Genomic DNA, 25,077 nt, shown 5'->3' with positions numbered 1-25,077 from the left:
GGGCTGGGGCCGGCGGTCTTACTGGCCGCGTCCCAGGATCATGGTGGTGAATGTCCGCAGGATGATCCACAGGTCGGTCTTGATCCAGTCCATGGGATCCATCAGCCGCATGGCATAGGCGTGGTCGTAGGAGACCTTGGAGCGCACGTCCTCGATGGAGGCGTCATAGCCCTGGTTCACCTGGGCGAGGCCGGTAATGCCGGGCTTCACGCCGAAAGTGCGCTCCACATAGAAGGGGATCTCCGTCTCCAGCTTCTGGAAGAAGACCGGACGCTCGGGGCGCGGCCCGATGATGGACATGTCCCCCTGGAGCACGTTGAGGGCCTGGGGCAGCTCGTCGATGCGCGTCTTGCGCATGAAGCGGCCGATGGGCGTCACGCGCGGATCATTGGCGCTGGCCCAGACCGCGCCGCGCTTCTCCGCGTCGATATACATGGTGCGGAACTTGTAGAGATAGAACAGGCGCGTGAGGGTCGGCTCCGCCTGCCCCACCCGGAGCTGGCGATAGAAGACCGGGCCGGGGGAGGTGAGCTTGATGGCCAGGGCCACGGGAATATAGGCAATGCCCAGCACCACCAGCGCCATCGCCCCGAGGACGATGTCGCAGGCGCGCTTTCCGATGCGCACCACGGGGTGAATGAAATCGGTGTGTTCGTTGACCGTCACGATGCTCTGCCCCGCCCGTCCCCAGCGACCTTTGTCCTGTCCCGTGATCTGCCGCCACCCGCCGATGAGCCCCGCCATGTGCCCCTCGGTGAAATAGGCGGCCAGCCGCGCCAGTCGCGGCATGCCCCCAGGCTGCAACATGGCGATGACGGCGAGCGTATAGAAACCGATCTGTCCCGCCAGCAGGAATTGGTAGTAACCCGAACCCCCCAGCGCCAGAACCGCGTTGGCGGCGAGGGCGAGCACCAGCAGGAAGGGCGTGAAGGCGCGCAGCGCCTTGCCGGAGAGGAAAATGAAGGCAAGGCCGGGCCGACGCGGCGAGGCCAGCGGCCAGAGCCGCAGGGCCTGCTGCACATTGCCCGAGCCGATGCGCACGCGCCGCCGGAATTCCTGCGCCTGCTCGGTGCGCTCCTCCTCGGTGGCCACCATCTGCGTGTCGTAGACCGCCCGTGCCCCGCGCGCGAGGATGCGGGTGGGCAGGATCACGTCGTCATTGATGGTGTCCGGCTCCAGCGGCTCCCACAAGGCGCGGCGGAACAGATAGAAGGCGCCGTGCACGCCGATGGGCCCGCCCAGGGCCGCCTCGTCCACCTTGATCCGGGTCTGGTAGCGCCAATAGGAGGCCTCGCCCGCACTGCCCGCCGCGCGCAGGGCGTAGGTGGCGGCCACCACGCCCACCTGCGGGTCCGCGAAATGGCCGGCGGCCCGGCGCAGGCTGTCCGGCGACAGGCTGGCGGATACGTCCGACAGGCCCACAATGCCCTCGGCGATGCCGCCGATGACCTCGTTCAGCACCGCCACCTTGCCGCGATTGACCGGGAAGTCGAGGATTCGCGCATGGAGCCCGGCGCAATCCGGAGCCGCCAGGGCCGCGCGCGCGGCCTCCACCGTCCCGTCCGTGCAGCCGTCGCAGGCCACGATCACCGTCAGCCGGTCGCGGGGATAGTCGAGGCGCGCGCAGTCCAGGAGCTTGGCGCCGATGAAGGCGGCCTCCTGATAGGCCGGGATGACCAGCGTCACCTGCGGCAATGCCGCGGCGGCGGGCGCGGCGGTGGTGGCGGGCGGGGCGGGCCGGCGCGCCGCGAGGCGTCGCAGCAGCACGGGATAGACCGCGTGATGGTAGATGATGGCGGCGATGCTTGCCCAGAAGAGCAGGGTGGCCAGGACGATCACGACGCGGCTCCCAGCAGGGCTTCGTAGCTCGCCAACATGCGCGCCCAGGAATAATGGGACAGGACGAAGGCCCGGGGATCGCCCGTTCCAGGCTGGGCCAGCATCCGGGTGATTGCGGCGGCCATGGCCGGCGGATCCTCGGGGGGCACCACCATCCCCGTGTCCGGGCAGATGCCCTCACGCACCGAGCCCACATCGGTGGCCACCACCGGGATGCCGCAGGCCTGCGCCTCCAGCACCGAGAGCGGCAGGCCCTCATTGCGCGAGGGCAGGCTGACGAGGTCAAAGGCGGGATAGAGGGACGGCATGTCGCTGCGATGGCCGAGGAAGCGCACCCGATCGGACAGGCCGAGCCGCGCGGTCTGCGCCTGGAGGGCTTCCATCTGGCTGCCCTTTCCGATCAGGACCAGCATGGCGTCGGGTACGCCCGCCATGGCCGCGACCAGCACATCCTGCCCCTTCACCGCTTCGAGCCGCCCCGCCGCGCCGACGATGCGGGCGTCCTGCGGCAGGCCGAGCCGGGCACGGGCTGCCGCGCGGTCGCCGGGGACGAAGCGGTTCGTATCCACCGCATTGGGGATCACCTCCACCGGGCAGCCGGGCATCACCTCACGCACCGTCTGCGCCACATTGTGTGACACGGCCACCACGCGGGGGCGCACCAGATGGGCGGCGAGCCGGGCCAGGCGGCGGTCGCCGGCATCCTGATAGTGCCAGACATCGTGCTCCACATAAACGAATCGCGGCACGCCTGCGAGGCGCGCCGCCAGGCCGCCATAGAGAAGCGGGCCCACATGGTGAGCCAGTACCGCGCGCGGCGCCAGTTCACGCAGACGCCGGGCCAGGGTGAAGATAAATCCGGGCCGGATGCCGGGGGGCTTTTCCAATCCCTCGAAGGGGACCGGGCTTTCGGCCAAAGCGGGCCAGTTGCCGATGATCTGTTCCCGTGACCATTCAAGGCTTAGCACGCGGTTGTCGCCGGGAAGGCGCTCCGACAGATCGAGCGCGAGGGTCTCGATCCCACCCGGAATAAGGCGCTGGATCACTTGAACGACGTGTCCGCTCACCCGCGCCTCCGTCTTGGATCCGGCTCGCCGCAAGACCCTTATTTACCGCCTATTAAGGTAAATCGTCTGTTGTTGCGAGGGGGGCGAAGGCGCCGGTTCGCTGCGGTGCGGCTCCGATGTCCAGCAGTCCCGCGAAGCGCGCGGCGAGGAACAGCATGCCGAAGGTGGTTGAACTCAGCGATGACATGGACGCCTCGGGCATGGCGCGCATGAAGCCCCTGTTCGAAGAACTCGCCTTGGGTGCGGATGACGTCACGCTGGACCTCACCAATGTGGACTTCATCGATTCGTCGGGGGTGGGCGGCCTGGTGTTCCTTTACAAGCGCCTGCGCCTGAAGGGGCGGCAGCTTCGGCTCCGGGTCCCCAGGGGCCAGCCTCGCCAGATCATCCATCATCTGCGCCTCACGGACCTGCTTGATGAAGGCGGTGATGCATGATGCGCAAGGTCCTGCTCACGCTTCCGGTGCTCGCCCTCGCCCTCGCGGGGTGCGAAAGCACGAATTTCGTGCCCTGGCCGGCCCAGGGCACCGGGGGGCTCGCCGAGCGCCGCCCCTCGACGGACGGCCGTATCGATGCGCTCCAGGCGCGCCTGTTCCGTCTCGGCGAGCGCAATGCCCGCTATTACGCGGCGGCATATTACCAGGACGCCGAGCTGACGATGATCCGGGTGAGGCGCCTGTCGGAAGGCGGCTTCCCGGAGGATTGCGAGATCGAAATCGCACGCCTCAAGGTCCAGATGGACAAGATCGAGCGAATCCTCGCCACGGCGCCGGCCGCCGGCAAGGGAGCCTGACATGCGCGCAGTCGCCAGCCCCCGGCCTAAGGCAAGGCGCCCGGTCCTTCTCGGACGCGGGCTCGGCCCCGCTCTCCTCGCGGCGTTCCTCTGGCTGGCGGGGGCTGCAACGGCATTCGCCCAGAGCGTTCCCCAGAACGAGGATGTGCGGCTGCGGATCGGCGATATCCTGGAACTGTCCCTGCCGGGCGAGCCGGCGCTCAATGCCGAATTCCCCATCGACCGGCGCGGCCGCATCACCTTGCCCGAAGTGGGGGTGGTGGAGATTGCCGGACGCACGCTGGCCGAGGCGACCACCCTCATCCGCAATACCCTGTCCCGCGCCTACCGCTTCGTCAGTCCGCTCCAGGTGAGCCTGAAGGAGCGGCGGCTGTTCATCACCGTGCTCGGCTATGTGGGCAAGCCCGGCGAAGTGGACCTACCGGCCGATTCCACGGTCCAGGAGGCCATCACCGCCGCCGGAGGCGTGCTCCAGGGCGCCCAGCTCGACAAGTTCCAGATCCGTCGCGGCAGCCGTGTCACGATCTTCGACTACAAGAAGTATCTCGACACGGGCGATCCGAGCCTGCTGCCCACGCTCCAGCCGCTGGACGTGATCTTCGTGCCGTCCTCGCCCTCCACGGGCAACGTCCAGATCAATTTCGATGGCCGCACCCTGGCGGACCAGGGTGACGCTGCGGACGCGGCCACGGCCGTGAAGGTGTTCGGCGAGGTGAACCGCCCCGGCTCCTTCGCCTTCAAGGACGGCATGAGCGTGGTGGACATGATCATGCGCGCGGGCGGCGTGACGCGCTATGCGTCCATCGACCGGGTCCGCGTCATCGAGGGCGGCGATCCGAAGGTGTTCAACCTGCGTGCCTTCCTCGACACCGGCAATCCCGCCCTCATGCCCCGCCTCGCGCCCGGCGCCACCATCTTCGTGCCGAAGGAGGAGGAGGAAATCCGCCGCTCGGTCCGCACGGTCTATGTGATCGGCGAGGTGAACCGCGCGGGCGCGTTCGAGGCGCCTCCGGATGCGCGCCTGATCGAGATCCTGGCCAATGCCGGCGGTCCCACCCGCTTCGCGGACACCACCCGCATCCGCATCCTGAAGGCGGACGGCGGCACGGAGAATTTCAACCTCACGGCCTATTCCGACACCGGCAAGGGCACCCTGCCCGAGATCCTGCCCGGCGATGCGGTCTATGTGCCCGAGAAGATCGAATCGGCCGACCGTCCGTCCTGGCTGAAGATCCCGCCCTCGCGCGCGGTCGAGGTGGTGGGCGCCGTGATCCGGCCGGGCCGCTATGAATGGTCCAACGAAATGAGCCTGCTGGACCTTCTGGGCGAGGCGGGCGGCCCCGGGCCGCGCGGCGATCTCGCCCGCGTCCAGATGGTCCGCGCCCGCGGCGACGGCAAGGCCATAACCCTCGACCTCGCCACCTTCCTCTCCAGCGGTGGCTCCATCACCGACCTGCCGAAGATCCAGGCGGGCGATGTGATCCGGATTCCCGAACTGCCGTCCTCGCCCATCGACAACAAGGGCAATTGGGTGACCCTGCCCAAGGAGGATGTCATCTATATCATGGGTCAGGTGGCCATTCCCGGCCGCTATGCCTTCAACAAGAACATGACCTTCCTGGACATTCTGACGGCCGCCAACGGTCCCACCCAGACCGCGGACCTGCGCAATGTGCGCATCTCCCATCGCGGGCTGCCGGGGTCGAAGGTGACGCAGGTGAACCTTGCCCAGTATTTCGCCACCGGCGACGAGCGCCTCCTGCCCAAGGTGCGCGTGGGTGACGTGATCTTCGTGCCTGATCGGCAGAACAAGGACTGGTTCGAGGATCCAAAGGAAAACACGATCCGTGTTCTGGGTGCCGTCAGCAAGCCGGGCCGCTATCGCTTCTCCAACGACATGACCATCCTCGACCTTCTCGCGGAGGCGGGCGGACCCAGCGCGGACGCCTATCAGCAGAAGATCGTCGTGGTGAATCTCGGCTGCTGCCGCGAGCAGGCCCGCCTGTTCAATCTTGTGGAGTTCGCCCGCACCGGCGACATCACCAAGCTGCCAGTGGTGCAGACCGGCGATACGGTTTATGTACCCAACATCAATCAGAGCGACTGGAAGATCTTCACCGAAGCGATGCAGAATATCCTGCCCATCATCGCCCTCATCGCCGCGTTCGGCGGCTGACCCCAGAAGACGGGAGACGGTGCGCCATGTGGGGACGCGGCCTGCGCGAGGTTGAATCGGTCTATCTCGCCACCTTCGGCCAGGGCGCGCGGGTCGTGGGGATCACCAGCGTGCGCGGCGGCAGCGGCGTCTCGGTCCTGTCCGCGGCGCTCGCCGAGCGATCCCAGCGCCAGACCCGCACGCTGTTCATCGGCCTCTCCGATCCCACGGCGGCGGTCCCAGCCCAGGCGACCAAATGGCTGCCGACGGACGAGGACGTGGAAGACAATGTCGTCACCGATCCGCGCGGCTTCGACGCGCTGATTGCCGTTCCCAGCCCCGAGCAGAGCTTTGCCTTCCGCAATGCCGCCGCCATCCGCGGCATGCTGGACCGGCTGCTGGAGATCTACGGGGCGATCGTCGTGGACATGGCTGCCGTGGAGCCACGCGAGCGCGTCGCGGTGCCGGTGACCACCGTTGCGTCCGCATGCGAGAGCGTGGTGGTGGTCTGCCTTGCGGGCCGCGACACCCGCTCGGCGGTGAACCGGGCGGCGACCGCGCTGCGGCAGGCCAATGCGTCGCTCCAGGGCATCGTCATCAATGACCGCTACAACCAGACGGTGGGCGATGAGCTGGTTGACGGCGTGGGCCGCTTCCACAAGTTCGCGCCGGGCCTCGTGGAACGCTTCATCGGCTTCGTGCAGCGCACGCGCTTCCTGAACACCAAGCTCTGATTCCGCCGGGATATCCGGCGCCGCGCGCTGGCCCGCGGCCATCCGCGGCACCCGGCCATTGCTGCGCGCGGATCAGGCCGCGCGGGGCACCGGATCGATGCGCGGGATGCGTGCGATGATCGGCACGCCCAGCACGCGGGCGAAGTCCTGGGGACGGCGCAGCCGATTGTCCAGCAGTTCCGCCGCTCCCGCCAGAGCGCCTCCGAGGGCGAGGCCGGCGGCAATGCCCGCCAGCACATACAGGAAGTAGCCGGGCGTGACCTTGGTGGCCGGGTTGGCCGGCGGCTCCAGGGTCTTCACGCGCTCGGGCGCCTCGAACTGTCCCAGGGCGCCGGTCACCCGTGCCATCTCGTAGCGCTTGGCGAGCGTGTCGTAATTGTCCTGGGCGGTCTTCACCGCGCGGTCCAGGCTCTGCTGCTGGGCCTCGATGGGGCCGAACGAGGCGATGTCCCGCTGGAGCATCACCGAGGCCGCCTTGAGCTGCTCCACTTCCTTCTCCAGGCCGACCTTCTTGGCCTGCGCTTCCTGGAGCTTCTGGAGCTGGGAGACCAGGAGGGGGGCCGTGCGGGTGTCGCTGCTGTCACCGCTGCCGCCCTGCGTCACGCCCGCGGCGAGGTTCCAGAGCCGGTCGAGATCGGTGGATTCGATGTCGCGCGCGGAGGAGAGGAGATGCTGGCGCTCGCTTTCCAGGCGCTCCAGCCGGCGCGAGGCGGCCTGCACTTCGGAATGCTGGTCGGTGTAGCGCGAGCGCAGCGAGGCGAGGTCCGCCGAGACCTGGACGATGGATTCCTCGATGCGGCCGATGAGCGGATTGGTTGTGGCGAGGCGCCGGCGCAGGTCCTGCAAAGTCGCGTCCGCCGTGCCGAGGTCCATCTCCTTCTGCTCGATCTGCTGGTCGAGCTGGGCGAGCCGCGTGACGGTGCTGTTATAGATGGCGGGCAGCTTATCGGCGTTGGCGCTCTTGAAGTCCGAATAGGCACGCTCGGCCCGGTCCAGCGCCACCCGGCGCTCGTCCATCTGCCCCTTGAGGAAGCGTTCGCTGTCCTCCACGGCGGTGCGCTCGGGCGAGACCACGCGCTCGATGAAGCGCTTGGACAGTGCTTCCAGGGTGATGGAGGGCGAGGTGGGATCGAGCGCGCGCAGGCGCATCTCGATAATGTCATTGCCCACAAGCTGGATGTTTACCGCCGCCGAAAGGTTGCGGACCATGTTCTCCTTGTCGCGCGGATCGGTGGAGGGGCCCACCCGGCCCATATCCTCCAGCACGCGCCCCAGCACCACTTCCGAATGGGCGAGCGCGATCAGGGCCGATATGCGCTCCTTCAGGTTCGGATTGACCGCGATGTCGTTCAGGATCGGATTGAGCTTGGAGGGCTCCTGCACCAGCAGGGTCATGCGCGCCTCATAGCGCTGCGGCGCCAGGGTGGCGGCCACCAGCGCCAGGGGCGGCAGGAGCAGGACCGGGATGAAGGCAAGAAAGCGCCGTCGCCACGCCACCTGCAGCAGGTAGGCGAGCGTATCGGACGTGGTTTCAAACATCGCCATCAGCTAACCCGGCCCAGCACGATTCTCACAGTGTCCGGGGGAAAGCTGGGATCGTACAGCTGCTGGATCTGCCATCCCTCCGGCAGCAGCGATCTTACATTGCGTGCCCGCCTGTTCGCTAGAACCGCTTGTTCAAATGCGTTTGTTCCGGGGCCGGGACCGGTAAGTATCGTTACCTCGCTCTTAGCGGACAGCCGTGCGCCCTTGATTTTCTTGGCCATCGCCTCCTTCGCGGCAGCGGGCGGCTGCTCCTCGGAACCGTCGAAGGTGATCTCGAAGAGCGGCTTGGGTTCTTCAGGCTCCGGCGGCAGGGCCGGGGGGGCGGCAGGCCGGGCGGCCACCGGGGCCTGGGTCGGGGACGCGGCCGGGGCACCGACGCTCCCTGTGACCTCGCCGGGCCCATTGGTGGTCGCGGCCTGTGCCGTGGCATGCTGGCCGGGGGGCGATCCGTCGCCCCCGCTCTGGCGCGCACGCGCCAGCATGTCGTCCACCGACACGGCGCTGCCGCCGTTCGCATTGCCCAGCAGACGGTCCTCGGCCATGACCGACGCCGCAAGCTGCGTCGGAATGAGGGAGGCCGGATCGGAGGAGGAAGTGGCGCATCCTCCGGCCCCCAGGCACAGGAGGGCCGCCAGGAACGAGCGCACAGGACGCCGCGTCGGCATGTCTGTCTCCCGCAGGCGTGAAGACGAAGGTGCGGAAAACGCGCGAATCACATCGGAAGCTTAGAGCATTTTTTCTCCGGATGGGGACGGGGGGATGTGAAACAGGGCCTGTGCGCAACAGCTTACGGCGGAGCTGCCGGGCTATGTGCACATGGTGGTAACGACCTGCCTCTGTAGTCACCTCTCGGTGAGGCGCGCCGGTCTCCGATTCATTAAAGGCAAGGCGTTCACGCCTCTGAGGAGGGCTGGCCGGCGCAGTCTTCCCGGCAGAAGCGCAACGGCAGCGTGCATCGGGCCGGTTGGGTGGCCTGTCCTGGGGGCTCGGCCCCTAAATCTTTGAGGGAAAGCGATTCAGAGCCCGGCTGATCGTGCAGGCGGCGCTTCCCTCCGGGTCGATCGCGCTCTAGGAATTGGGGACGCAACGGCCCGGGGGCAGGAATGAGCGTGTCGCAGGCGCAACGCCAGTCGGGGGAGGCCCCGCCGCTCCCCTGGTCCATGAAGCTGCTGCTCGCGGGCTTCCTGGTGGCGTCCTTCGCGGTGAAGCTGATCGTCGCCTGGCGCTTCCCCAATGCCAGCTATGCCGACGTTACCATCCAATATCTGGAGCAGGCGCACCGCCTGTTGACCGGGCAAGGGCTGGTGCCCTGGGAATATGTGGTCGGTGCCCGTTCCTGGCTGACCGCGGGCCTGATCGCGCCCGGCATGAAGCTCGCCGCATTGGCGGGCGGAGGGCCCGATGCGCAGATCATGGGCGCGCTGGCGGTCTGCAGCCTGTTCTCGCTCACCTTGATCGTCCCCACCTTCCTATGGGGTTGGCGGTTCGGCGGGCCGGTGGGCGCGGCCATCTGCGGCGCATTGGGCGCCTTCTGGTTCGAGACCATCTATTATGCCGGCCATCCGCTGCAGGATTCCTTCGGCACCTATTGCCTCGTTCCCGCGCTCTATCTCGCCTATCCCAATGGCCCGGCCACCGGCTTCCGGCGCCTGCTCGCGGCGGGTGTCCTGTTCGGCCTCGCCACGGCGTTCCGCATGCAGCTCGGGCCGGTGGCGGCGCTTTGCGCCATCTGGGTTGCGCGCACCCACCCGTCCCGCTATCTGGCGCTGGGCCTCGGCGGCATTCTGGGCCTCGGCGTGCTCGGCCCGCTGGACTGGGCCACGTTCGGCGTGCCGTTCAATTCCATTATCCAGTATGTGAAGTATCAGGGGTCCACCATCGGCGAGACCGGCGACGGGAAATGGGGCTATGTGCCCTGGTACAATTACCCCGCCTGGATTCTGGCCTTCTATTCCGGGGCCTTCCCGCTCCTGTTGATCACGGGCCTCATCGGCGCGCGCCGGCTGCCGCTGCTGCTGGTGGTGTTCGTGTTCAACGTCGTCCTCCTCATGGCGGTGGAGGTGAAGAGCCCGCGCTACATGTATCCGGGCGTGCCGCTGGTGCTGACCTTGTGCGGCATCGGCATGGCCGAACTGGCGCTGCGGCTCTGGGAGGGGAAGGTGCGCACCTCGGTCCTGGCGGCGGGGGGCATCGCCTTCGTGGTGGTGATGTCGGGCCTGCTGGGCGCGTTCAGCCATTTCTCCTCCCACTGGCAACTGGGGCGCGGCACCATCCTCGCCACCCGTCAGGTGAATGCGGATCCCAATGCCTGCGGCCTCGCCATCGTGCCGGCCGGCACCTGGTGGATTTCGGGCGGTTATGTCTCCACCGATCCGCGCATTCCGCTCTACGGGGTGGATGCGGACAGCCCGCAGGCCAAGCAGCAGGCGAGCGCCTTCAACTACGCCATCACCTCCACTGAGACGCCGGACGACCCGCTGCCGGACCTGACGGCGCTCGGCTTCACCAATCTCGGTTGCCGCTCCAACGGAAGCCGGGGCCCGGCCTGCGTGTGGCACCGGCCGGGGACCTGTGTTCCGGGTGCGGCGCCGCCTTTGAAGGCCTCGATGCCCGGCTGGCTGGACGCGCCGCCCCAACGCTGAAGGTGGCCCATGCTGATCGTCACCAATTATGCGGCCCTGCCGGCCAGATGGCGCACCGCCTCGGGGATCGAAGGCGAGACCGTGCAGGCCCGCACGCTCGCCGAATTCAAGGCCCATGGCGCGCGCAAGGATGCGGTGTTCGTCATCAGCGGCGATGCCCATACGGTGATCCAGCTGGTGCTCGCCCGCCGGTTCCTGTCCGGATTCGCGCGGCCCATCGTGGCCATCGACCTCATCTTCCGCCGACCGTCCACGCTGAAGAGCCGGGTCTCCCATCTCCTGAAGCGCCCGTTTCTCTCGGGGGCGGACCTCTATATCAACTTCTTCGCCGATGCCCGGGGGCTTTCCGAGATCTACGGCATCCCGCCCGAGCGCTGCGCCTATGTGCCCTTCAAGGTCAATCTGGACCTGGACGCGGCGGCGCGGGCCGAGCGGACGGAAGAATTCGTCCTCACCTTCGGCCGCTCCATGCGGGACTTCGACACCTTCTTCGCGGCCATGGAGCGCCTGCCCTATCCCGGCGCCATCGCGCGGGTGAACCCGGAGAGCCTCGTCGCCCACGGCGCCCGCTTCACCCGGCCGCTGGACAAGCTGCCTGCGAATGTCGCCCAGCTCGACGATGACGGCTCCACCCATGCGCAGCTCGACATGCTGCGGCGGGCGAAGCTGGTGGTGATCCCGGTGGTGAAGTCTAGCTTCGTCGCGTCCGGCATTTCCACGGCGCTCAATGCCATGATCCTTGGAAAATGCGTGATCGGCTCGGAAGGGCCGGGCATGACGGACATCTTCGCCGACGAGATCATCGCCGTGCCGCCGGAAGACCCGGCCGCGCTCGCCGCCGCCATCGCGCGGGCCTGGACGGATGACAGCCTCCGGCAGCGCACCGCCGAAGCCGGGCTGCGCTGTGCCGAGCACCTGGGCGGGGAAGCCCAGCTGGCCCAGCGCCTCATCGACCGCATCGCCCTCACCTACGGTTAGGACGCCCCATGTCGCTCGCCGAAATGAAGCCCCGCCTCAGCGTCGTCATTCCCTCCCGCGACTGCCTGCCCTATCTGCCGGAGGCTATCGCCAGCATCCGCGCGCAGGAAGTGGGGGCGGTGGAGATCGTGGTGGTGGATGACGGGTCCAGCGACGGAACCTGGGACTGGCTGAGCGAGGCGGCCGTCTCCGATCGGCTGTTGTTCCCCGTCAAGGGGGCCGCCCAGGGTGTCGCCGCCGCACGCAATCTCGGGGTGCGGCGGGCCTCCGCGGACATCATCGCCTTCCTGGACGCGGATGACCAATATCTGCCCGGTGCCTTGTCCGACCGGCTCGGCCTGATGGAGCGCGATCCCGCCATCACGCTCACCTTCGCGGATATCATGTCGGTGGATCCCCAGGGCGGGTTGGTGGGCTATCAGTTCGACTACTGGCCCCTGTTCCGCGCCTTCCTTGCCGGGCGCTCGGGCCTGCTGCCGCTGGGGGCCAATGCCTTCCCCATCCTGCTGGCGGAAATGGTGTGCACCACCTCCTCGGTCATCACCCGCAAGGGTGCGCTGTCCGTGGTCGGCGGTTTCAACGAGACCTACCGCATCTCGGAGGACTGGGACCTCTGGCTGAAGCTCGCCAAGCTCGGGCCGGTCTGGTGCTCCACGCGCCGCGCCACGCGCTATCTGGTGCGTCCCGGCTCCACCTCCCGGAACATGGCGGAGCTGGCGCGCACCATGCATCAGGTGTTCGACGCCCAGGCGCCGGATCCCTCGCGCATCCCCCAGCCCTGGCGCGGGGTGGCGCAGGCGCGGGTGCGCGTCGCCGAGGCCGAGGCGGCCATGGTGGCGGGGCGTCATTTCGAGGCCATGTGCCGCCACCTGTCGGCCTTCACCGTGGCGCCGTCTCTGGTGGTGGCGAAGAAGGCGGCGGCCGACGGCCTGAGATTCCTGCGCCTGAAGTGAGATCGGGCCGGATCAGCTGAGATCGCCGCCCAGCACCACCAGGTCGCCCGGCTTGGAGGGGCCGGCCGTCTCCCTGCTGCCGAGCCGGACGAAACCGAGCGGCGTGCCGGGGCGGGGGAAGAACAGCGCGCCGCGCAACAATACCCCCGCCTGGAGATCGTTGGTGTGGAGCACCACGCTGCCGCAGCCTCGCTCGGCCGCCTGCGCCACCAGGGCCTTCATGGCGGCAAGGCGCAGCTTCGCGTTGGCGGCGAGCCATTCCCGTACCACGAGGACGGGCAGCGCGCCCGCTTTCCGGGCCTGCGTGAAGAGGATGAGGGCGTCGGGCGTGTCCGCATCCCCCAGCACCAATTGCTCATATGCGCCGTGCGGCTCGGCGGCGTAGCGCCAGGCGAACCAAGCGACGGACTTGTCGATGCTGCACTTGGCGGTGCGCGGCATGGGCGGGGGCAGCACGAAGCGCGTCTCGGCCGTTACGGGGGTGATGCGGGCGCGGGCGTCGTGACCGCCGCGCGCATGGGAGCGTATCAGCGCGGTGAGCGGCGCGGCCAAGGCGGCGGGCAGCAGGCCGGGAGCGGCCAGGGGGCGCACCCAGCGCTGCACCTCGCCTCCATCCACTGCGTCCAATTGGGTTATGATCAGCGGCTCGGCGGCATCGCCGGGCCGGCCATAGACCAGCCGGAAGCCGCGCTGCTCAGCCGCCGCATAGCTCGCCCGGGCCAGGGTTTCGGAAAGGCCCTGCCCTTCATAGCCGGGATGAATGACGGTTTCCGCTGCGCGGCAACCCATGACCGGCACGCCGTTCAGCAGCAGCGGGGTGGCGCGGAGCGCGTGGAGGCCGACGCAGCGCTCCCCCTCCAGGGCCAGCATGGGAGGCAGGGGGTCGAAGGGGGCATCGAACAATGCCCAGCCCAGATGGTCCATGGACCGTCCGGGACCCCGCACCGTCTCATACAGCGCATGGATGGCCGGGAGGTCGGCACGGGTCGCAGGCGCCTGTGTCCAGCACGGCGCATGCGCCCCTTGTTCCTGCGACATGGTACTCCCTTGAGGCCGCGGCACGCGGCGGGCTGTTTTCCGGCCTTGCCGCAGCCCTGTCAACGCGCCGGCGCGCGCAGTGGCGGGCCGTTTCGCGCAACAAACCTTTGATCTCCGCCCGCCGGGGGGATAGAGGAACCCGGCCGGTGAAAGACATGACAACGAACGCCACCATCCCCGACCTTCCCCAGCTTCGCGCCGAGATCGATCGTATCGACGAAGCCATGCACCGCCTCCTCATGGAGCGCGGCGAGATTATCGATCGCCTCGTGGAGGTGAAGCGCCACCAGGGCGGGGAGGGCGGTTCCGCCTTCCGGCCCGCCCGCGAGGCCGCCATGATGCGCCGCCTGGTGGACCGCCACCGGGGGCTCCTGCCGTTGGACACGGTGGAGAGCATCTGGCGCGTCATCATCTCCACCTTCACCTATGTGCAGGCGCCCTATGCGGTGCATGCGGACCTGTCCGTGGGCGAGGCGCCCATGCGGGACAGCGCCCGTTTCCATTTCGGCTTCACCACGCCCTTCATGCCCCATATCGGCCCGCGCGCCGTGGTGGAGGCGGTGGCGGCGTCCACGGGCGATCTCGGCCTGCTGCCGGCCGTGACCCTGCCGGGCGGGGATCCCTGGTGGACCGCGCTGGAAGCCGAGGCCGCGCCCAAGATCATCGCCCGCCTGCCCTTCGTGGAGCGGGCGGACCATCCGGCGGCCCTGCCGGTCTTCGTGGTGAGCCATCCCATCGCGGACGCCGCCGTCACGGAAATCGAGCTGTGGAGCGTGCGCGTTTCCGGCTGGGTGCCCCAGGCGGCCGCCGCCTTCGCGGGGCATGGCGAATTGCTGGCCGCCCCTGCCGATCCGGCCCCCGATGCCGTCGCGCTGCTCATGAGCGTTCCCACCGGCGGGCGTGATGCCGCGTTCGGCGTGCTCTCTGGCGCGGGTGCGTGTGTCGATGCCTTCCATTTCGTGGGCGGCCATGCCGCCCCCTACCGCCTCGGGGCGGACGGCCGCGCCCGTTCCGCCTCGACGTCTTAGAGCCGGATGTGGTGAGGCGAGATCGTTCGGCGATCCCGTCTCACCACTGAACCCGTCTCTTTTCAGAAAGCGAGAGCGCGTTCCGATCCGGCCGGACCGGCGGGATCGGATGAGGCTCTTGCCCGGAGTTCGCCATGTCCGCCCTTGTGCCCGAGCGCACCATCCATGCCGTGCCCACGCCCCGTCCGGGGGTGATGGCCATCGACGCCTATGTGCCCGGCCGCAGCCAGGCACCCGGCGTCGCCAAGGTGTTCAAGCTGTCGTCCAACGAGACGCCGCTCGGCGCGAGCCCGCGCGCTCGCGCGGCCTATATTGAGGCGGCTCACTATCTCGCCGATTATCCGGACGGCAGCGCCATCCTGCTGCGCGAGGCCATCGGTGCGGTGCACGGCATCGATCCCGCGCGCATCATGTGCGGGGCGGGATCGGACGAGCTTTTGGCGCTGGCGGCCAAGGCCTATCTGGGGCCGGGCGACGAATGCGTCTTCTCCCAATACGGCTTCCTGGTCTATCGCATCGCCACGCTGGCGGCGGGCGCCACGCCCGTGGTTGCGGCGGAACGCGACCACACGGCGGACGTGGACGCCATGCTGGCCTGCGTGACGCCCCGCACGCGGGTGGTGTTCCTGGCCAATCCCAACAATCCCACCGGCACCTACCTGCCCTATGCCGAGGTGGAGCGCCTGCATGCGGCGCTGCCCCGCCATGTGCTGCTGGTGCTGGATGCGGCCTATGCGGAATATCTGCACCGCCCGGATTTCGACCCTGGCCAGCGCCTCTCCCTTGAGGCGCCCAACGTGCTGATGACCCGCACCTTCTCCAAGATCCACGGGCTTGCGGCGCTGCGGCTCGGCTGGGCGGTGGGGCCGGCGGTGGTGATCGATGCGCTGAACCGGGTGCGCGGGCCGTTCAACGTGTCCGGCCCGGCCATTGCGGCGGGCATCGCGGCCATCGCCGACAGTGCCCATGTGGCGGCGGCGGTGGCCCATAACGACCATTGGCTTCCCAAGGTCTCCCGGCAGGTGGCGGAACTGGGTCTCGCGGTCACGCCCTCTGCGGCGAACTTCGTGCTCATCCATTTCGCCGATGTGGCCCAGCGGGCGGCGGCGGATGCCTTCCTGACCCAGCGGGGGCTGATCCTGCGGCCCGTGGGGGCCTATGGCCTGCCCAACGCCCTGCGCATGACCATCGGCTCGGAAGAGGCGAACGTCCTCACCGTGCATGCCCTCTCCGATTTCCTCGCGGGAGCGGCGCGGTGAGCGGGCCTCTCGTGGATCGCCTGACCATCATCGGCGCGGGCCTCATCGGCTCCTCCATCGCCCGTGCGGCCCGTGAGAAGGGGATTGCCGCCCAGGTGGTGGTCTCCGATGCCGATCCGGCCGTGCGCGCACGGGTGCGGGAGCTGGGCTTTGCCCATGAGGTGCCCGAGACCGCCGCCGAGGCGGCGCGCGGAGCGGACATTGTCATCGCCTGCGTCCCCGTGGGGGCTTCCGAGGCGGTGGCAATCGAGATCGCCCCCACGCTGAAGGCCGGGGCCGTCGTATCGGATGTGGGCTCGGTGAAGGGCGCGGTGGTGGAGGCCATGGGGCCCCACATTCCCCCGCACGCCCATCTGGTGCCCGCCCATCCCGTGGCGGGAACCGAGTTTTCGGGACCGGACGCCGGCTTTGCGAGCCTGTTCGAGAACCGCTGGTGCATCGTCACCCCGCCGGACGGCGCGGACGAAGCGGCAGTGGAACGGCTATGCGCGCTGTGGCGGGGCATGGGCGCGAATGTGGAGACCATGACCGCCCGGCACCATGACCTGGTGCTCGCCATCACCAGCCATGTGCCGCATCTCATCGCCTACAACATCGTGGGCACGGCGGCGCATCTGGAGGAGACGCTCACCTCCGAGGTGATCAAGTTCTCCGCCGGCGGCTTCCGGGACTTCACCCGCATCGCCGCCTCCGACCCCACCATGTGGCGCGACGTGTTCCTGAACAATCGCGAGGCGGTTCTGGAGATGCTGGGCCGCTTCAACGAGGACCTGTCCCAGCTCCAGCGGGCGATCCGCTATGGGGACGGGGAGGCGCTGTACGACCATTTCGCCCGCACGCGGGCCATCCGTCGGTCCATCATCGAGATGGGCCAGGAAACGGCGGCGCCCGATTTCGGCCGCCGCACGCCGGACGTGAAATAGCGCGGGGCTTATGGAAACCTCATGAGAAAAGGCCCGCGAGCAACGCTCACGGGCCTTTGGTCAAGCCCGCGCGGCGCTTGAGCGAGACCCATTTGGCACCGGTCAAAGACCGGAGCCGATGGTATCAATCCGCCTTGCGGGCCTTCAGGCGCAGTTCGCTCACGATGACGCCCAGCACGATCAGCGCCGCGCCGAGGATGGCGAGGGCGGGAAGACGCTCGCCTGCAAGCCGTCCTGCAATGCCCGCCCAGACCGGCTCGCCGGCATAGATGACGGTGGCGCGGGTGGGCGAGACGCGCTTTTGCGCCCAGTTCATGGTCACCTGGATCAGGGCCGAGGCGATGCCCAGCGTGCAGGTGGCGATCACCAGCGTCCAGGAGAAGGCGGGAACCGCCTCGCCCACCACGGGCATGGCCAGGAAGGCGAGCAGGGAGGCAACGCCCAGCTGCACGATGCTCACCCGCCGCACATCCACCGAGCCGGCGAAGGTGCCCACCAGCAGGATTTCGGCGGCGATGGCGAGGGTGGCGATGAGGGTCAGCACTTCGCCTTCCCCCAGCCCCAGCGACGCGCCGTCCGGACCCGCCAGCAGCACGAGGCCCGCAAAGGCGAGGCCGATGCCGATCCAGGCCATGATATGGGGCCGCTTGCGCATGACCGCCCATTGCAGCAGCGGCACCAGCGGCACATAGAGCGCGGTGATGAAGGCCGACTTGCTGGACGGGATGGTCTCCATGCCCTTCGCCTGCAGCGCATAGCCGAAGAAGATGGAGACGCCCACGAGGGCGCCCGCCGCCAGCTCGCGCCGGGTGATGCCCTTCAGGGCCGAGCCGAACACCGCCATGAGCGCGAGCGTCGCGAAGCCGAACCGCATGCCCGTGAGCATGAGCGGCCCGGTATGCGTCAACAGGCCGTGCACCACCAGGAAGGTGGTGCCCCAGATCATGGTGATGCCGACCAGCGCGGCCTCGCTGCCTCGCGTTCCCGCAAGCTTGCCCTTAAGCTGCGACAGGAGGCTCTCCCGGCGCGGAGCGCGCGGGGGGAAGGTGTGGCCTTCCAAGCGGGCCACGGGCGTGGGAGTGGGTGTGTGCAACATAGTGCGCAGGTTCTATGAGCAATATAGTGCGCAGTCAAGAACCGGATTCCGCCTCCCGGCCCGATGTACTGGCGTGCGTCGGTGACAATATCCGCCGCCTGCGCCAGGAGGCGGGTCTCAGTCAGGCGGCATTGGCCGAGGCGTCGGGCCTGAGCCGGCGGATGATCGTGGGCATCGAATCCGGCGAGGCCAATATCAGCCTCAGCAATCTCGATCGCATCGCCGCCGCGCTGGGCACCAGCTTCTCCCATCTGGTGCGCGCGCCGGAGGCCCAGGACGGCACCCGCATCCGCAGCCTGCTCTGGCAGGGCGAGACGCCGGAAAGTCGCGCGGTGCTGCTGGGCACCGCCCCGGCCGTGAGCGAGGTGGAGATGTGGACCTGGGCGCTCGCGCCGGGCGAGCGCTATGAGGGCGAGACGGCGGCGAGCGTGGGCTGGAGCGAGATGCTCTATGTGCTGGAGGGCGTGCTGGAGGTGGAGATGGAAGGCGGCACGCGGCGCGTGGAGACCGGCGACTTCCTGATCTTCCGCAGCGATCGCCCCTATATGTTCGTCAATGTCGGCACCGGCACGCTGCGCTTCATCCGTAGCCTCGCCATCTGAGCGCGAGCCCGTAGACGGGCGCCAAGAGCAGCTGACTCTTAATCAGCGGGTCTAAGCGCGTCCCCACGGCTTTCCGGGGCGCGTCAGAACAAGGGCGGGATGATCCCCATGGGCACCTTGCCGAGCTGCACCGCGCCTTCCTTCAAGGTGACCGAGAAGGTGGTGCCCCGGCGGCCCGCCACGTCGCCCGGCCGCCCGGCGAGAGCGAGGGCGTTCACGATGGAGGCGATCTCCGGGGAAATGATGCCGCCTTGGGCCAAGGCGCGGGTGAGTTCGTCCACCCCCGAGAAGCCGATGCTGACCGCGCCGAACACCCGGCCCAGCGGGTCCACGCCCAGCGCGCCGTTGGCGGTGAGCGCGGCCTTGGGCGTGGTCAGGCTGAACGTGTCCACCTTCAGGGTGCCGTTGGCGGCGGACCAGGCCTTGATGCGCTCGGGGAGCGACATGGGCTGGAGATTGTCTATCGCCGTCACGCTGCCCTGGAGCACGAGATTGACCGGCCCGGCAACGCCGCCGCCGCCGGCAAGGCCGGGATTGTTGCCGTCCACGAGACCGATCGCATAGTCCACGCCGTCGGGTCCGCCTGCGCTCGTGTGCGGGGTGCGGCGGGCATGGGCCTCGAAATGCTTGGCCGTGAACAGGGTCTGAGCCGTATCTCCCGGGGCCGACTGGATGGCGGGATTGTCCACCGTCAGCGAGAAGCGCTGCGCGATGCCATCCATATTGGCGACGCCGCTCATCTGCAGCAGGGACCATGTGGCGCCGTAGACATGGCCTGTGGCGAGGTCCTGCACCTTCGCCGGGCCTTGGAATTCCGCGACCATATGGTTCGGCGCCCAGACCTGCGCCACCGCATGGCCGGCAGCGGCGGTGATGCGCACCGTGTCGCCCGTGCCGCGCAGGGTCAGGGAGGGCTCGGCGCACATGAGCTCGAAGCGGAAGGGAAAGCCGCCGAGCGTGCGGTCCTTGCAGTCCCACACGCGGCCGAGCATGGCTTCGCGCGCCACCCAGGCGTCCAGCTCCCGTTCCGCATGGGCGGAGGCAAAGAACCAGAGCCCGCTCCAGCAGATGCCGAGCACCACCACGAGCAGCAGCGGAACGGCCATGATCCAGGGCTTGCGGCGCCGGGGCGCGGGAGAAATGACGGTCATGCGCCTTCCTGGTCCATATCGGCTTGCAGGGGAGGGAAGGCGCTGTTAGGCGACGGGAAGTGCCGACTTGTCAATGTGTGCCCTCGTGAAACCGCCTCCCGCCCCTGATCCCGACCGCTGGGTGTTCGGTTACGGTTCCCTCATGTGGAATCCCGGCTTCGCTTTCGCGGAGCGCGTGGAGGCGCGCCTCATCGGTGCCCACCGGGCCCTGTGCATCTATTCGTTCCATCATCGCGGGACGCCCGAGCGGCCGGGCCTCGTGCTCGGGCTCGACATTGGCGGCTCGTGCCGGGGCATCGCCTATCGGGTGACGGCGGCGGACTGGCCGCAGACCCATGATTATCTCACCGCGCGGGAGCAGATATCGGGGGTCTATCGCGAGGCCACCCGCCGCATTCGCCTGCTGGACGGGTCCGGCCGGGACACGCCCGCGGTGGTCTATCTGGTGAACCGCGCCCATGCCCAATATGCCAAGGGGCTGGACCATGAGGCGCAACTGCATCTGGTGCGGGCGGCCCACGGCCAGTCCGGGCCGAACCGGGATTATGTGACCTCCACGGTCTCGGAGCTGAAGGCCATGGGTATCCGCGATCCCGGCCTCTCCTGGATCGCCCACCGCCTCCAGGAGGGGCGGGACTGATCCGAGGACCTGCGCCTCAGGCGGCGCGGCGTCCGGCGCGGGCGGCCAGCGCTTCGCTATGGACCGGGCGCGCGGTCATCTGGTTCGCGGGCGCGGTCTGAACGGGCATGGGCTGGGCGCGCGGCGCCGGGGGCGCCAGCAGGGCCTGGAGGCTGTCGGGCGCGTCCTCTCCCATCACATGGATGTGGATTTCTTCGGCCATGAAACGCGCGGCGGCCTTGCGGGCGGGCTCTCCCGTGGGGCCGGCCCAGAGGGCGATGGGCCCCGCCGGCGTGCGGCGCGCCACCACGGCGAGGGCGTCGGAATAGTCCGGCGCCGTGTCGGTCTCATAGACCGAAAAGACGTGCCTCCGGCCGTCCTGGTCGCGCCAGAAGCGGAAGCGGGGACCGAGGGGGCCGCTCTTCAAACCGGAGAGCCGACCCGCATCGACCAAGGGAACGAGGAACGAATCAGTCGCATTCATGAGAACGAAAATAGAACACGGGGGACCGGCAGATCAAGACTTTTCCACAGGGCGGGATAGCGGGGATAATTTCGTAACCTTACCGCTTTCCTGCGGCGGCGGGTCTTCGCCCAGTTCCGCCCACCCCTGGGCCATGAGGCGGTTGCTGGACGCCTCGATCTCGCGCTCGATACGGGCCGCGAACACACCGCGCGGAAGCTTGGCCGGAACCGCCGGTAGGATCTCGGCGCGGATGATGCCGGGACGGATCGGTTTGCGGCGCGGCCAGAACACGCCGGAATTCAGCCCGATGGGAACGCAGGGCACGCCGAGGCTGGCATAAAGGTGCGCCACGCCGAACTTGTATTGCGGAGCGGCGCCGGCCGGGCGCCGTGTCCCTTCCGGGAAGATGAGGATCTGCCGCCCCTTGTGGCACTCGGCCGCCGCCCGCTCCGCCATGGCCTTGAGCGCCACGGCGCCCGCGCCCCGGTCCACCGGGATCATGCCCGCGCGCCAGAGATACCAGCCGAAGATGGGGATCCAGGTCAGCTCCCGCTTCAGGATGAAGGTGGGATCGTCGAACAGGAGCAGCAGAGCGAGGGTTTCCCACGCCGACTGGTGCTTGGCCGCCACCAGGAGCGGGCCCTTCGGAATGTTCTCCCGCCCGGTGATCTCGGAGCGGATGCCGCCCACATAGCGCGCCACCAGCAGGCATGCCTGCAGCCATGTGCGCACGCCCTGCCACAGCCAGCGGCGCGGCATGAACATGAAGGGCAGGAGCAGGACGCCGAACACCGCGGTGACGGCGTAGAAGGCGATCTGGAACACAATGGAGCGCAGCAGGGTCAAGGCGGTCCCCGAAAAGGCGGCAGGCCGGGGTCCAATAGCGCGAAATGGCGCGCGCGGCCATTCAGGTTCGACACGACGGGTTCGATGCCGCAGGGCCGGGCGTCAATGGGTGGCGGCGGCCTGGGGGGCGTTGGCGGTCGCGGGCGGCGGCTTCTGCGTTTCGTCGGGCTCTCCGGTCGGCGCCACCGCCTGCAAGGGGCGGATCTTGGCGTGGGCCATGAGATATTTGACGTACTCCTTCATGAGGAGCTTGGCGGTGTGCGGCTCGCTCCACCATTGCGCGTCCTGCATCCGGTCCGTCACCACGGGGAAGGAGATCAGCTCCACTTCCGGCATCATGCGGCCAAGCTCGAACAAGGCGCGGGGCATGTGCCAGCTGGAGGTGACCACCACCAGGGAGCGGAAATCCCGGCTGCGGGTCCATTCCGCCACCTCGATGGCATTGCCCCAGGTGTTCAGCGCCTTGCGGCCGAGATCCACGCAGCAGTCCAGCAGGGTGTCGCCATTGGGCAGGGTCCGGCGCAGTTCCTCCGCCGAGGTGGTGCGGTTCACCCCGGAAATGAGCATGCGCCGCCCGTGGCCCCCCGCCAGGAGCTGGATACCGTCAGACACCCGCGAGGCGCCGCCCGTCAGCACCACGATGCCATCCGCCGGCTTGAGGACCACCGGCTCGCGACTGGCGATGCGGGCGGTGAACAGGGCGAAGCCCGCCAGGAAGGCGAAAGCCGCCACGCACACGACACCGCCCACGGCAAAGGCCGCCCGGCGCAGCCAGCGTCGGCCGCCCGTGCCAGTCCCCGCCGTACGCGCCCTTGCGGCGCCATCGCCGCGAGGCATAGCCGCTCCGGTGTTCGGTTCCATCAGTTCAGGATGGCTCCAGAATGCGGCGCTGGCGAGGAAAAATCCGCGCCGGCAAAGGGCATGGCCAGAGGCCCCCGCCCGCTTTTCGCCCGGGAAAAGGTCATTGGATGGTCCGCAGGGTGCGGTAGACGGTGATGCGCGAGGTGAGCGCGGTCACGCCCGCCGCCACCATCACCGCCAGCACCATGCCCCCATAGCCCAGCAGGCCCGGCTCCAGCCAGGAGAGGACGCCGGGGCTTTCCGGATCGCCGCCCGCGCCGATGCGCGGCATGAGGCTGAAGCCGAGAAACAGGAGCGCGGCGAGCGATCCGCCGATCATCCCCCCCTCGGCGCCGATCTTGAGGAAATGACGCTGGAACTGGGCCGCGATGAAGCCGTCCCGCGCGCCGACGAAGTGCAGAACCTCCACCACGGTGCGGTTGGTGGCCACCGCCGCGCGGGTGGCGAACACGACCGAGAGGACCGTGGCGGCCGTCACCAGGGCCAGAACGCCGAGCCCCACGATGATGACGCCTTCCGCCATGGCGCCGAGGCGGCGCGACCAGGTGCGGTGGTCGTCCAGGGTGGCGGTGGGGATGCGGTCGGTGAGCACGCGGCGCAGCCGGGTGAGGTCGGGCGGGGAGGAGGCATCGAGGCGCAGGACGATGATGCGCGGCACCGGCAGGTCCGACAGATCGAGCCCCGTGCCGAGCCAGGGTTCCAGCAGCCGCGCGGTGTCCTCGGACGTGAGCACATGGGCGGCGGTGACGCCGGGTGTCTGGGTGGCGATGTCCGTGGCGGTCTTCACCTGCGCCTCCACGGAGGCGGCATCCCCGGCGCGGATCTGGATGGTGACTTCCCGCGCCACGTCCGAGCGCCAAGTCTGCGCGGTGGCGCGAATGCCCATGACGGTGCCCACCGTCAGGGCCGCGAGGAAGGTCATGATGGCCACCACCGCCACCAGCGCGCGCCCTGCCACGGTGGCGCGCGGCACGATGGGGGTGAGCGAGCGGGCCTTGGGGGCGGGCTTCGCGCGGGGCTCGGGGGGGCGGGTGGCGTCAGTCATAGACATAGAGCCGTCCGTCCGAGATCACGAGGCGGCGGGCGTCGAACTGGTCCATGAGGGCGATGTCGTGGGTCGCCAGGAGCACCGAGGTGCCGGACTTGTTCAATTCGATGAACAGGCGCAGCAGGCGCCGGGCGAGGGTGGGGTCCACATTGCCCGTGGGCTCGTCCGCCAGCAGGAATTCCGGGCGGCCGATGAGCGCGCGGGCGATGGCGGCGCGCTGCTTCTCGCCGCCCGACAGGACCGGCGGCAAAACATGCATGCGGTCGCCGAGGCCCACCCAGTGCAGGATCTCCGACACCTCGGCCCGGTAGCTCGTCTCCTCCTTGCCGAGGATGCGCAGGGGCAGGGCCACGTTCTCATAGGTGGTGAGGTGGTCCAGCAGGCGGAAATCCTGGAACACGATGCCGATGCGCCGCCGGATCACCGCCACCTCGTCCGGGTCCAGGGACGAGACATCCCGGCCGAACAAAGTGATGAGGCCGCGCGTGGGCCGTAGCGACAGGAAGAGGAGGCGCATGAGCGTCGTCTTGCCCGCGCCCGAGGGGCCGGTGAGGAACTGAAACGAGTTGGGAGCGATGTTGAAGGTCACGTCCTTCAGCACCTCGGGTCCCATCCCGTATCTCAATCCGACATTCTCGAAGCGGACCAACTTCTTCACCCTGAACCGAATCAGCCGCGACGGGCCCTGCCCACCATAAACCCTCGGCCGGGGCTTTGGGACCGCCGAACGCCTCCGGGTGCGCATGCGCTGGACGGTTTGCGCGCGCCGGGCCATTCTTGCGCTGCAACGAGAGAGGAACGATGCCCCTTCCCCCGGTCAAGGTTCTGTTCGACGAGAACCGCATCGCCGCCCGAAACCGAGAACTGGCCAACGAGATCGCCGATGTCCGGCCCGAAAAGCTACTGGTGATCGCCGTCCTGAAAGGGTCGTTCGTGTTCGCGGCGGACCTGATCCGCGCCCTTCATGCCTCCGGGCAAGCCCCGGAAGTGGAGTTCCTCCACCTCTCTTCCTATCGGGATGCCACCGTCTCCTCCGGCCAGGTGGATATCCTGCGCGACGTGGAAAGCGACGTGCGCGGACGAGACGTGCTGCTGGTGGACGATATTCTGGAATCCGGCCGGACGCTGGCTTTCGCGAAGGACCTGCTGGCCGCGCGCGGGGCGCGCAAGGTCATGGTCTGCGTGCTGCTGGAGAAGCCCGGCAAGCGGGCCGTGCAGGTGGAGCCCGATTTCGTGGGCTTCGAGTGCCCGGACCTGTTCGTGGTGGGCTACGGCATGGATGTGGCCCACGCCTTCCGTCAACTGCCCTTCATCGGCGTGGTGGAAGGGTTGGATTGATTTTCCATGCCGCTGTACCGGTTCTGGCTGCGCCTGGGCAGGTCGCTCGGGCGCGACGAGTCCTTGGCATAAGGGCGGGGCGGCGGACAGGGGGGT

At 68.6% G+C, this 25,077-nt stretch carries 25 protein-coding genes; 13 read left to right on the top strand and 12 right to left on the bottom strand.

Annotation, left to right across the window (positions count from 1 at the left end; all coding sequences use genetic code 11):
* Positions 1 to 18: 18 nt before the first annotated feature.
* Positions 19 to 1,839 (bottom strand): sugar transferase, encoded by a 1,821-nt coding sequence (locus EJJ38_RS03845; protein WP_127088797.1) that lies wholly within the window; start codon positions 1,837 to 1,839, stop codon positions 19 to 21.
* The gene (locus EJJ38_RS03840) at positions 1,836 to 2,906 is read right to left on the bottom strand and encodes a glycosyltransferase (protein ID WP_205666097.1); all 1,071 of its coding nucleotides are present in this window, start codon (positions 2,904 to 2,906) and stop codon (positions 1,836 to 1,838) included. The genes EJJ38_RS03845 and EJJ38_RS03840 overlap by 4 nt, the downstream gene beginning before the upstream one ends.
* A gap of 155 nt (positions 2,907 to 3,061) precedes the next feature.
* Here EJJ38_RS03840 and EJJ38_RS03835 point away from each other — a divergent pair, with 155 nt between their 5' ends.
* From EJJ38_RS03835 to EJJ38_RS03820, 4 genes are read left to right on the top strand one after another with little or no spacing between them, the layout of a single operon-like run.
* Positions 3,062 to 3,343: an STAS domain-containing protein gene (locus EJJ38_RS03835; RefSeq protein ID WP_127088796.1), complete on the top strand. Its 282-nt coding sequence runs from the start codon at positions 3,062 to 3,064 to the stop codon at positions 3,341 to 3,343.
* Positions 3,340 to 3,699 carry a hypothetical protein gene (locus EJJ38_RS03830; protein WP_127088795.1) on the top strand — a complete coding sequence of 120 codons (360 nt, stop codon included), beginning with the start codon at positions 3,340 to 3,342 and terminating at the stop codon, positions 3,697 to 3,699. The genes EJJ38_RS03835 and EJJ38_RS03830 overlap by 4 nt, the downstream gene beginning before the upstream one ends.
* 1 nt (position 3,700) lies before the next feature.
* Complete coding sequence (locus EJJ38_RS03825; protein ID WP_127088794.1) at positions 3,701 to 5,875, top strand: SLBB domain-containing protein; 2,175 nt, start codon at positions 3,701 to 3,703, stop codon at positions 5,873 to 5,875.
* A 26-nt stretch (positions 5,876 to 5,901) separates the two neighbouring features.
* A complete protein-coding gene (locus EJJ38_RS03820) occupies positions 5,902 to 6,588 on the top strand; it encodes a P-loop NTPase family protein (protein WP_127088793.1) in 687 nt (228 codons plus the stop codon).
* 72 nt (positions 6,589 to 6,660) lie between these two features.
* Here EJJ38_RS03820 and EJJ38_RS03815 read toward each other — a convergent pair whose 3' ends face one another.
* Both EJJ38_RS03815 and EJJ38_RS03810 read right to left on the bottom strand, forming a co-directional pair.
* Positions 6,661 to 8,133: a hypothetical protein gene (locus tag EJJ38_RS03815; RefSeq protein WP_127088792.1), complete on the bottom strand. Its 1,473-nt coding sequence runs from the start codon at positions 8,131 to 8,133 to the stop codon at positions 6,661 to 6,663.
* The gene (locus EJJ38_RS03810; RefSeq protein WP_127088791.1) at positions 8,133 to 8,798 is read right to left on the bottom strand and encodes a hypothetical protein; all 666 of its coding nucleotides are present in this window, start codon (positions 8,796 to 8,798) and stop codon (positions 8,133 to 8,135) included. The genes EJJ38_RS03815 and EJJ38_RS03810 overlap by 1 nt, the downstream gene beginning before the upstream one ends.
* A gap of 438 nt (positions 8,799 to 9,236) precedes the next feature.
* Here EJJ38_RS03810 and EJJ38_RS03805 point away from each other — a divergent pair, with 438 nt between their 5' ends.
* The 3 genes from EJJ38_RS03805 to EJJ38_RS03795 are packed head-to-tail and all read left to right on the top strand — an operon-like array spanning position 9,237 to position 12,706.
* Positions 9,237 to 10,775: a hypothetical protein gene (locus EJJ38_RS03805; RefSeq protein WP_127088790.1), complete on the top strand. Its 1,539-nt coding sequence runs from the start codon at positions 9,237 to 9,239 to the stop codon at positions 10,773 to 10,775.
* Between the two features lie 9 nt (positions 10,776 to 10,784).
* Entirely contained in the window at positions 10,785 to 11,753 is a 969-nt protein-coding gene (locus EJJ38_RS03800) for a glycosyltransferase (protein WP_127088789.1), read from the top strand.
* A gap of 8 nt (positions 11,754 to 11,761) precedes the next feature.
* Positions 11,762 to 12,706: a glycosyltransferase gene (locus EJJ38_RS03795; RefSeq protein WP_127088788.1), complete on the top strand. Its 945-nt coding sequence runs from the start codon at positions 11,762 to 11,764 to the stop codon at positions 12,704 to 12,706.
* Positions 12,707 to 12,718: 12 nt separating this feature from the next.
* Here the strand turns inward: EJJ38_RS03795 and EJJ38_RS03790 are convergent, their stop codons facing one another.
* Positions 12,719 to 13,744: a GNAT family protein gene (locus EJJ38_RS03790; protein WP_127088787.1), complete on the bottom strand. Its 1,026-nt coding sequence runs from the start codon at positions 13,742 to 13,744 to the stop codon at positions 12,719 to 12,721.
* A 155-nt stretch (positions 13,745 to 13,899) separates the two neighbouring features.
* On the opposite strand from EJJ38_RS03790, the gene EJJ38_RS03785 reads away from it, so the two are divergent.
* The 3 genes from EJJ38_RS03785 to EJJ38_RS03775 all read left to right on the top strand — a co-directional run bounded on the left by EJJ38_RS03785 (position 13,900) and on the right by EJJ38_RS03775 (position 16,954).
* Entirely contained in the window at positions 13,900 to 14,772 is an 873-nt protein-coding gene (locus EJJ38_RS03785) for a chorismate mutase (RefSeq protein WP_127088786.1), read from the top strand.
* A gap of 134 nt (positions 14,773 to 14,906) precedes the next feature.
* Entirely contained in the window at positions 14,907 to 16,031 is a 1,125-nt protein-coding gene (locus tag EJJ38_RS03780) for a pyridoxal phosphate-dependent aminotransferase (protein WP_127088785.1), read from the top strand.
* Positions 16,028 to 16,954, top strand: a complete 927-nt coding sequence (locus tag EJJ38_RS03775) for a prephenate/arogenate dehydrogenase family protein (protein WP_127088784.1) — start codon at positions 16,028 to 16,030, stop codon at positions 16,952 to 16,954. Before EJJ38_RS03780 ends, EJJ38_RS03775 begins: the two co-directional genes overlap by 4 nt.
* A gap of 124 nt (positions 16,955 to 17,078) precedes the next feature.
* Here EJJ38_RS03775 and EJJ38_RS03770 read toward each other — a convergent pair whose 3' ends face one another.
* Positions 17,079 to 18,050, bottom strand: coding sequence for a DMT family transporter (locus tag EJJ38_RS03770; RefSeq protein WP_205666096.1), 972 nt, complete (start codon positions 18,048 to 18,050; stop codon positions 17,079 to 17,081).
* Between the two features lie 26 nt (positions 18,051 to 18,076).
* Here EJJ38_RS03770 and EJJ38_RS03765 point away from each other — a divergent pair, with 26 nt between their 5' ends.
* The gene (locus EJJ38_RS03765; protein WP_245454095.1) at positions 18,077 to 18,652 is read left to right on the top strand and encodes a helix-turn-helix domain-containing protein; all 576 of its coding nucleotides are present in this window, start codon (positions 18,077 to 18,079) and stop codon (positions 18,650 to 18,652) included.
* 83 nt (positions 18,653 to 18,735) lie between these two features.
* On the opposite strand, the gene EJJ38_RS03760 is transcribed toward EJJ38_RS03765, so the two are convergent.
* Complete coding sequence (locus EJJ38_RS03760; protein WP_127088782.1) at positions 18,736 to 19,803, bottom strand: DUF2125 domain-containing protein; 1,068 nt, start codon at positions 19,801 to 19,803, stop codon at positions 18,736 to 18,738.
* Between the two features lie 85 nt (positions 19,804 to 19,888).
* Between EJJ38_RS03760 and EJJ38_RS03755 the strand changes: the two genes are divergently transcribed.
* Positions 19,889 to 20,443, top strand: coding sequence for a gamma-glutamylcyclotransferase (locus EJJ38_RS03755; RefSeq protein ID WP_420836864.1), 555 nt, complete (start codon positions 19,889 to 19,891; stop codon positions 20,441 to 20,443).
* 16 nt (positions 20,444 to 20,459) lie between these two features.
* On the opposite strand, the gene EJJ38_RS03750 is transcribed toward EJJ38_RS03755, so the two are convergent.
* The 5 genes from EJJ38_RS03750 to ftsE form a co-directional block, all read right to left on the bottom strand.
* Positions 20,460 to 20,849, bottom strand: coding sequence for a hypothetical protein (locus EJJ38_RS03750; RefSeq protein WP_127088780.1), 390 nt, complete (start codon positions 20,847 to 20,849; stop codon positions 20,460 to 20,462).
* Positions 20,850 to 20,939: 90 nt separating this feature from the next.
* On the bottom strand, positions 20,940 to 21,734 hold the full coding sequence (locus tag EJJ38_RS03745; RefSeq protein ID WP_127088779.1) for a lysophospholipid acyltransferase family protein: 795 nt from the start codon (positions 21,732 to 21,734) through the stop codon (positions 20,940 to 20,942).
* A 102-nt stretch (positions 21,735 to 21,836) separates the two neighbouring features.
* Positions 21,837 to 22,484, bottom strand: a complete 648-nt coding sequence (locus tag EJJ38_RS03740; RefSeq protein WP_164738394.1) for a YdcF family protein — start codon at positions 22,482 to 22,484, stop codon at positions 21,837 to 21,839.
* Positions 22,485 to 22,695: 211 nt separating this feature from the next.
* Positions 22,696 to 23,646: a cell division protein FtsX gene (locus EJJ38_RS03735; RefSeq protein ID WP_127088777.1), complete on the bottom strand. Its 951-nt coding sequence runs from the start codon at positions 23,644 to 23,646 to the stop codon at positions 22,696 to 22,698.
* The gene (gene ftsE, locus EJJ38_RS03730; protein ID WP_127088885.1) at positions 23,633 to 24,292 is read right to left on the bottom strand and encodes a cell division ATP-binding protein FtsE; all 660 of its coding nucleotides are present in this window, start codon (positions 24,290 to 24,292) and stop codon (positions 23,633 to 23,635) included. Before ftsE ends, EJJ38_RS03735 begins: the two co-directional genes overlap by 14 nt.
* A gap of 152 nt (positions 24,293 to 24,444) precedes the next feature.
* On the opposite strand from ftsE, the gene hpt reads away from it, so the two are divergent.
* Positions 24,445 to 24,981, top strand: coding sequence for a hypoxanthine phosphoribosyltransferase (gene hpt, locus EJJ38_RS03725; protein ID WP_127088776.1), 537 nt, complete (start codon positions 24,445 to 24,447; stop codon positions 24,979 to 24,981).
* The last annotated feature ends 96 nt before the right edge of the window (positions 24,982 to 25,077 follow it).

Source organism: Aquabacter cavernae (assembly GCF_003993795.1).
Lineage (GTDB): Bacteria > Pseudomonadota > Alphaproteobacteria > Rhizobiales > Xanthobacteraceae > Aquabacter > Aquabacter cavernae.
The sequence above is the reverse complement of the archived record's forward strand: the minus strand, read 5'-3'. Positions and strand labels throughout refer to the sequence as shown.

What these genes read in the sequence shown, in the direction of transcription:
- EJJ38_RS03835 (WP_127088796.1), top strand. Translation starts at nt 3,062, where the DNA reads ATGCCGAAGGTGGTTGAACTCAGCGATGACATGGACGCCTCGGGCATG.
- EJJ38_RS03830 (WP_127088795.1), top strand. Translation starts at nt 3,340, where the DNA reads ATGATGCGCAAGGTCCTGCTCACGCTTCCGGTGCTCGCCCTCGCCCTC.
- EJJ38_RS03825 (WP_127088794.1), top strand. Translation starts at nt 3,701, where the DNA reads ATGCGCGCAGTCGCCAGCCCCCGGCCTAAGGCAAGGCGCCCGGTCCTT.
- EJJ38_RS03820 (WP_127088793.1), top strand. Translation starts at nt 5,902, where the DNA reads ATGTGGGGACGCGGCCTGCGCGAGGTTGAATCGGTCTATCTCGCCACC.
- EJJ38_RS03815 (WP_127088792.1), bottom strand. Translation starts at nt 8,133, where the DNA reads ATGGCGATGTTTGAAACCACGTCCGATACGCTCGCCTACCTGCTGCAG.
- EJJ38_RS03810 (WP_127088791.1), bottom strand. Translation starts at nt 8,798, where the DNA reads ATGCCGACGCGGCGTCCTGTGCGCTCGTTCCTGGCGGCCCTCCTGTGC.
- EJJ38_RS03805 (WP_127088790.1), top strand. Translation starts at nt 9,237, where the DNA reads ATGAGCGTGTCGCAGGCGCAACGCCAGTCGGGGGAGGCCCCGCCGCTC.
- EJJ38_RS03800 (WP_127088789.1), top strand. Translation starts at nt 10,785, where the DNA reads ATGCTGATCGTCACCAATTATGCGGCCCTGCCGGCCAGATGGCGCACC.
- EJJ38_RS03795 (WP_127088788.1), top strand. Translation starts at nt 11,762, where the DNA reads ATGTCGCTCGCCGAAATGAAGCCCCGCCTCAGCGTCGTCATTCCCTCC.
- EJJ38_RS03790 (WP_127088787.1), bottom strand. Translation starts at nt 13,744, where the DNA reads ATGTCGCAGGAACAAGGGGCGCATGCGCCGTGCTGGACACAGGCGCCT.
- EJJ38_RS03785 (WP_127088786.1), top strand. Translation starts at nt 13,900, where the DNA reads ATGACAACGAACGCCACCATCCCCGACCTTCCCCAGCTTCGCGCCGAG.
- EJJ38_RS03780 (WP_127088785.1), top strand. Translation starts at nt 14,907, where the DNA reads ATGTCCGCCCTTGTGCCCGAGCGCACCATCCATGCCGTGCCCACGCCC.
- EJJ38_RS03770 (WP_205666096.1), bottom strand. Translation starts at nt 18,050, where the DNA reads ATGTTGCACACACCCACTCCCACGCCCGTGGCCCGCTTGGAAGGCCAC.
- EJJ38_RS03760 (WP_127088782.1), bottom strand. Translation starts at nt 19,803, where the DNA reads ATGACCGTCATTTCTCCCGCGCCCCGGCGCCGCAAGCCCTGGATCATG.
- EJJ38_RS03735 (WP_127088777.1), bottom strand. Translation starts at nt 23,646, where the DNA reads ATGTCTATGACTGACGCCACCCGCCCCCCCGAGCCCCGCGCGAAGCCC.
- hpt (WP_127088776.1), top strand. Translation starts at nt 24,445, where the DNA reads ATGCCCCTTCCCCCGGTCAAGGTTCTGTTCGACGAGAACCGCATCGCC.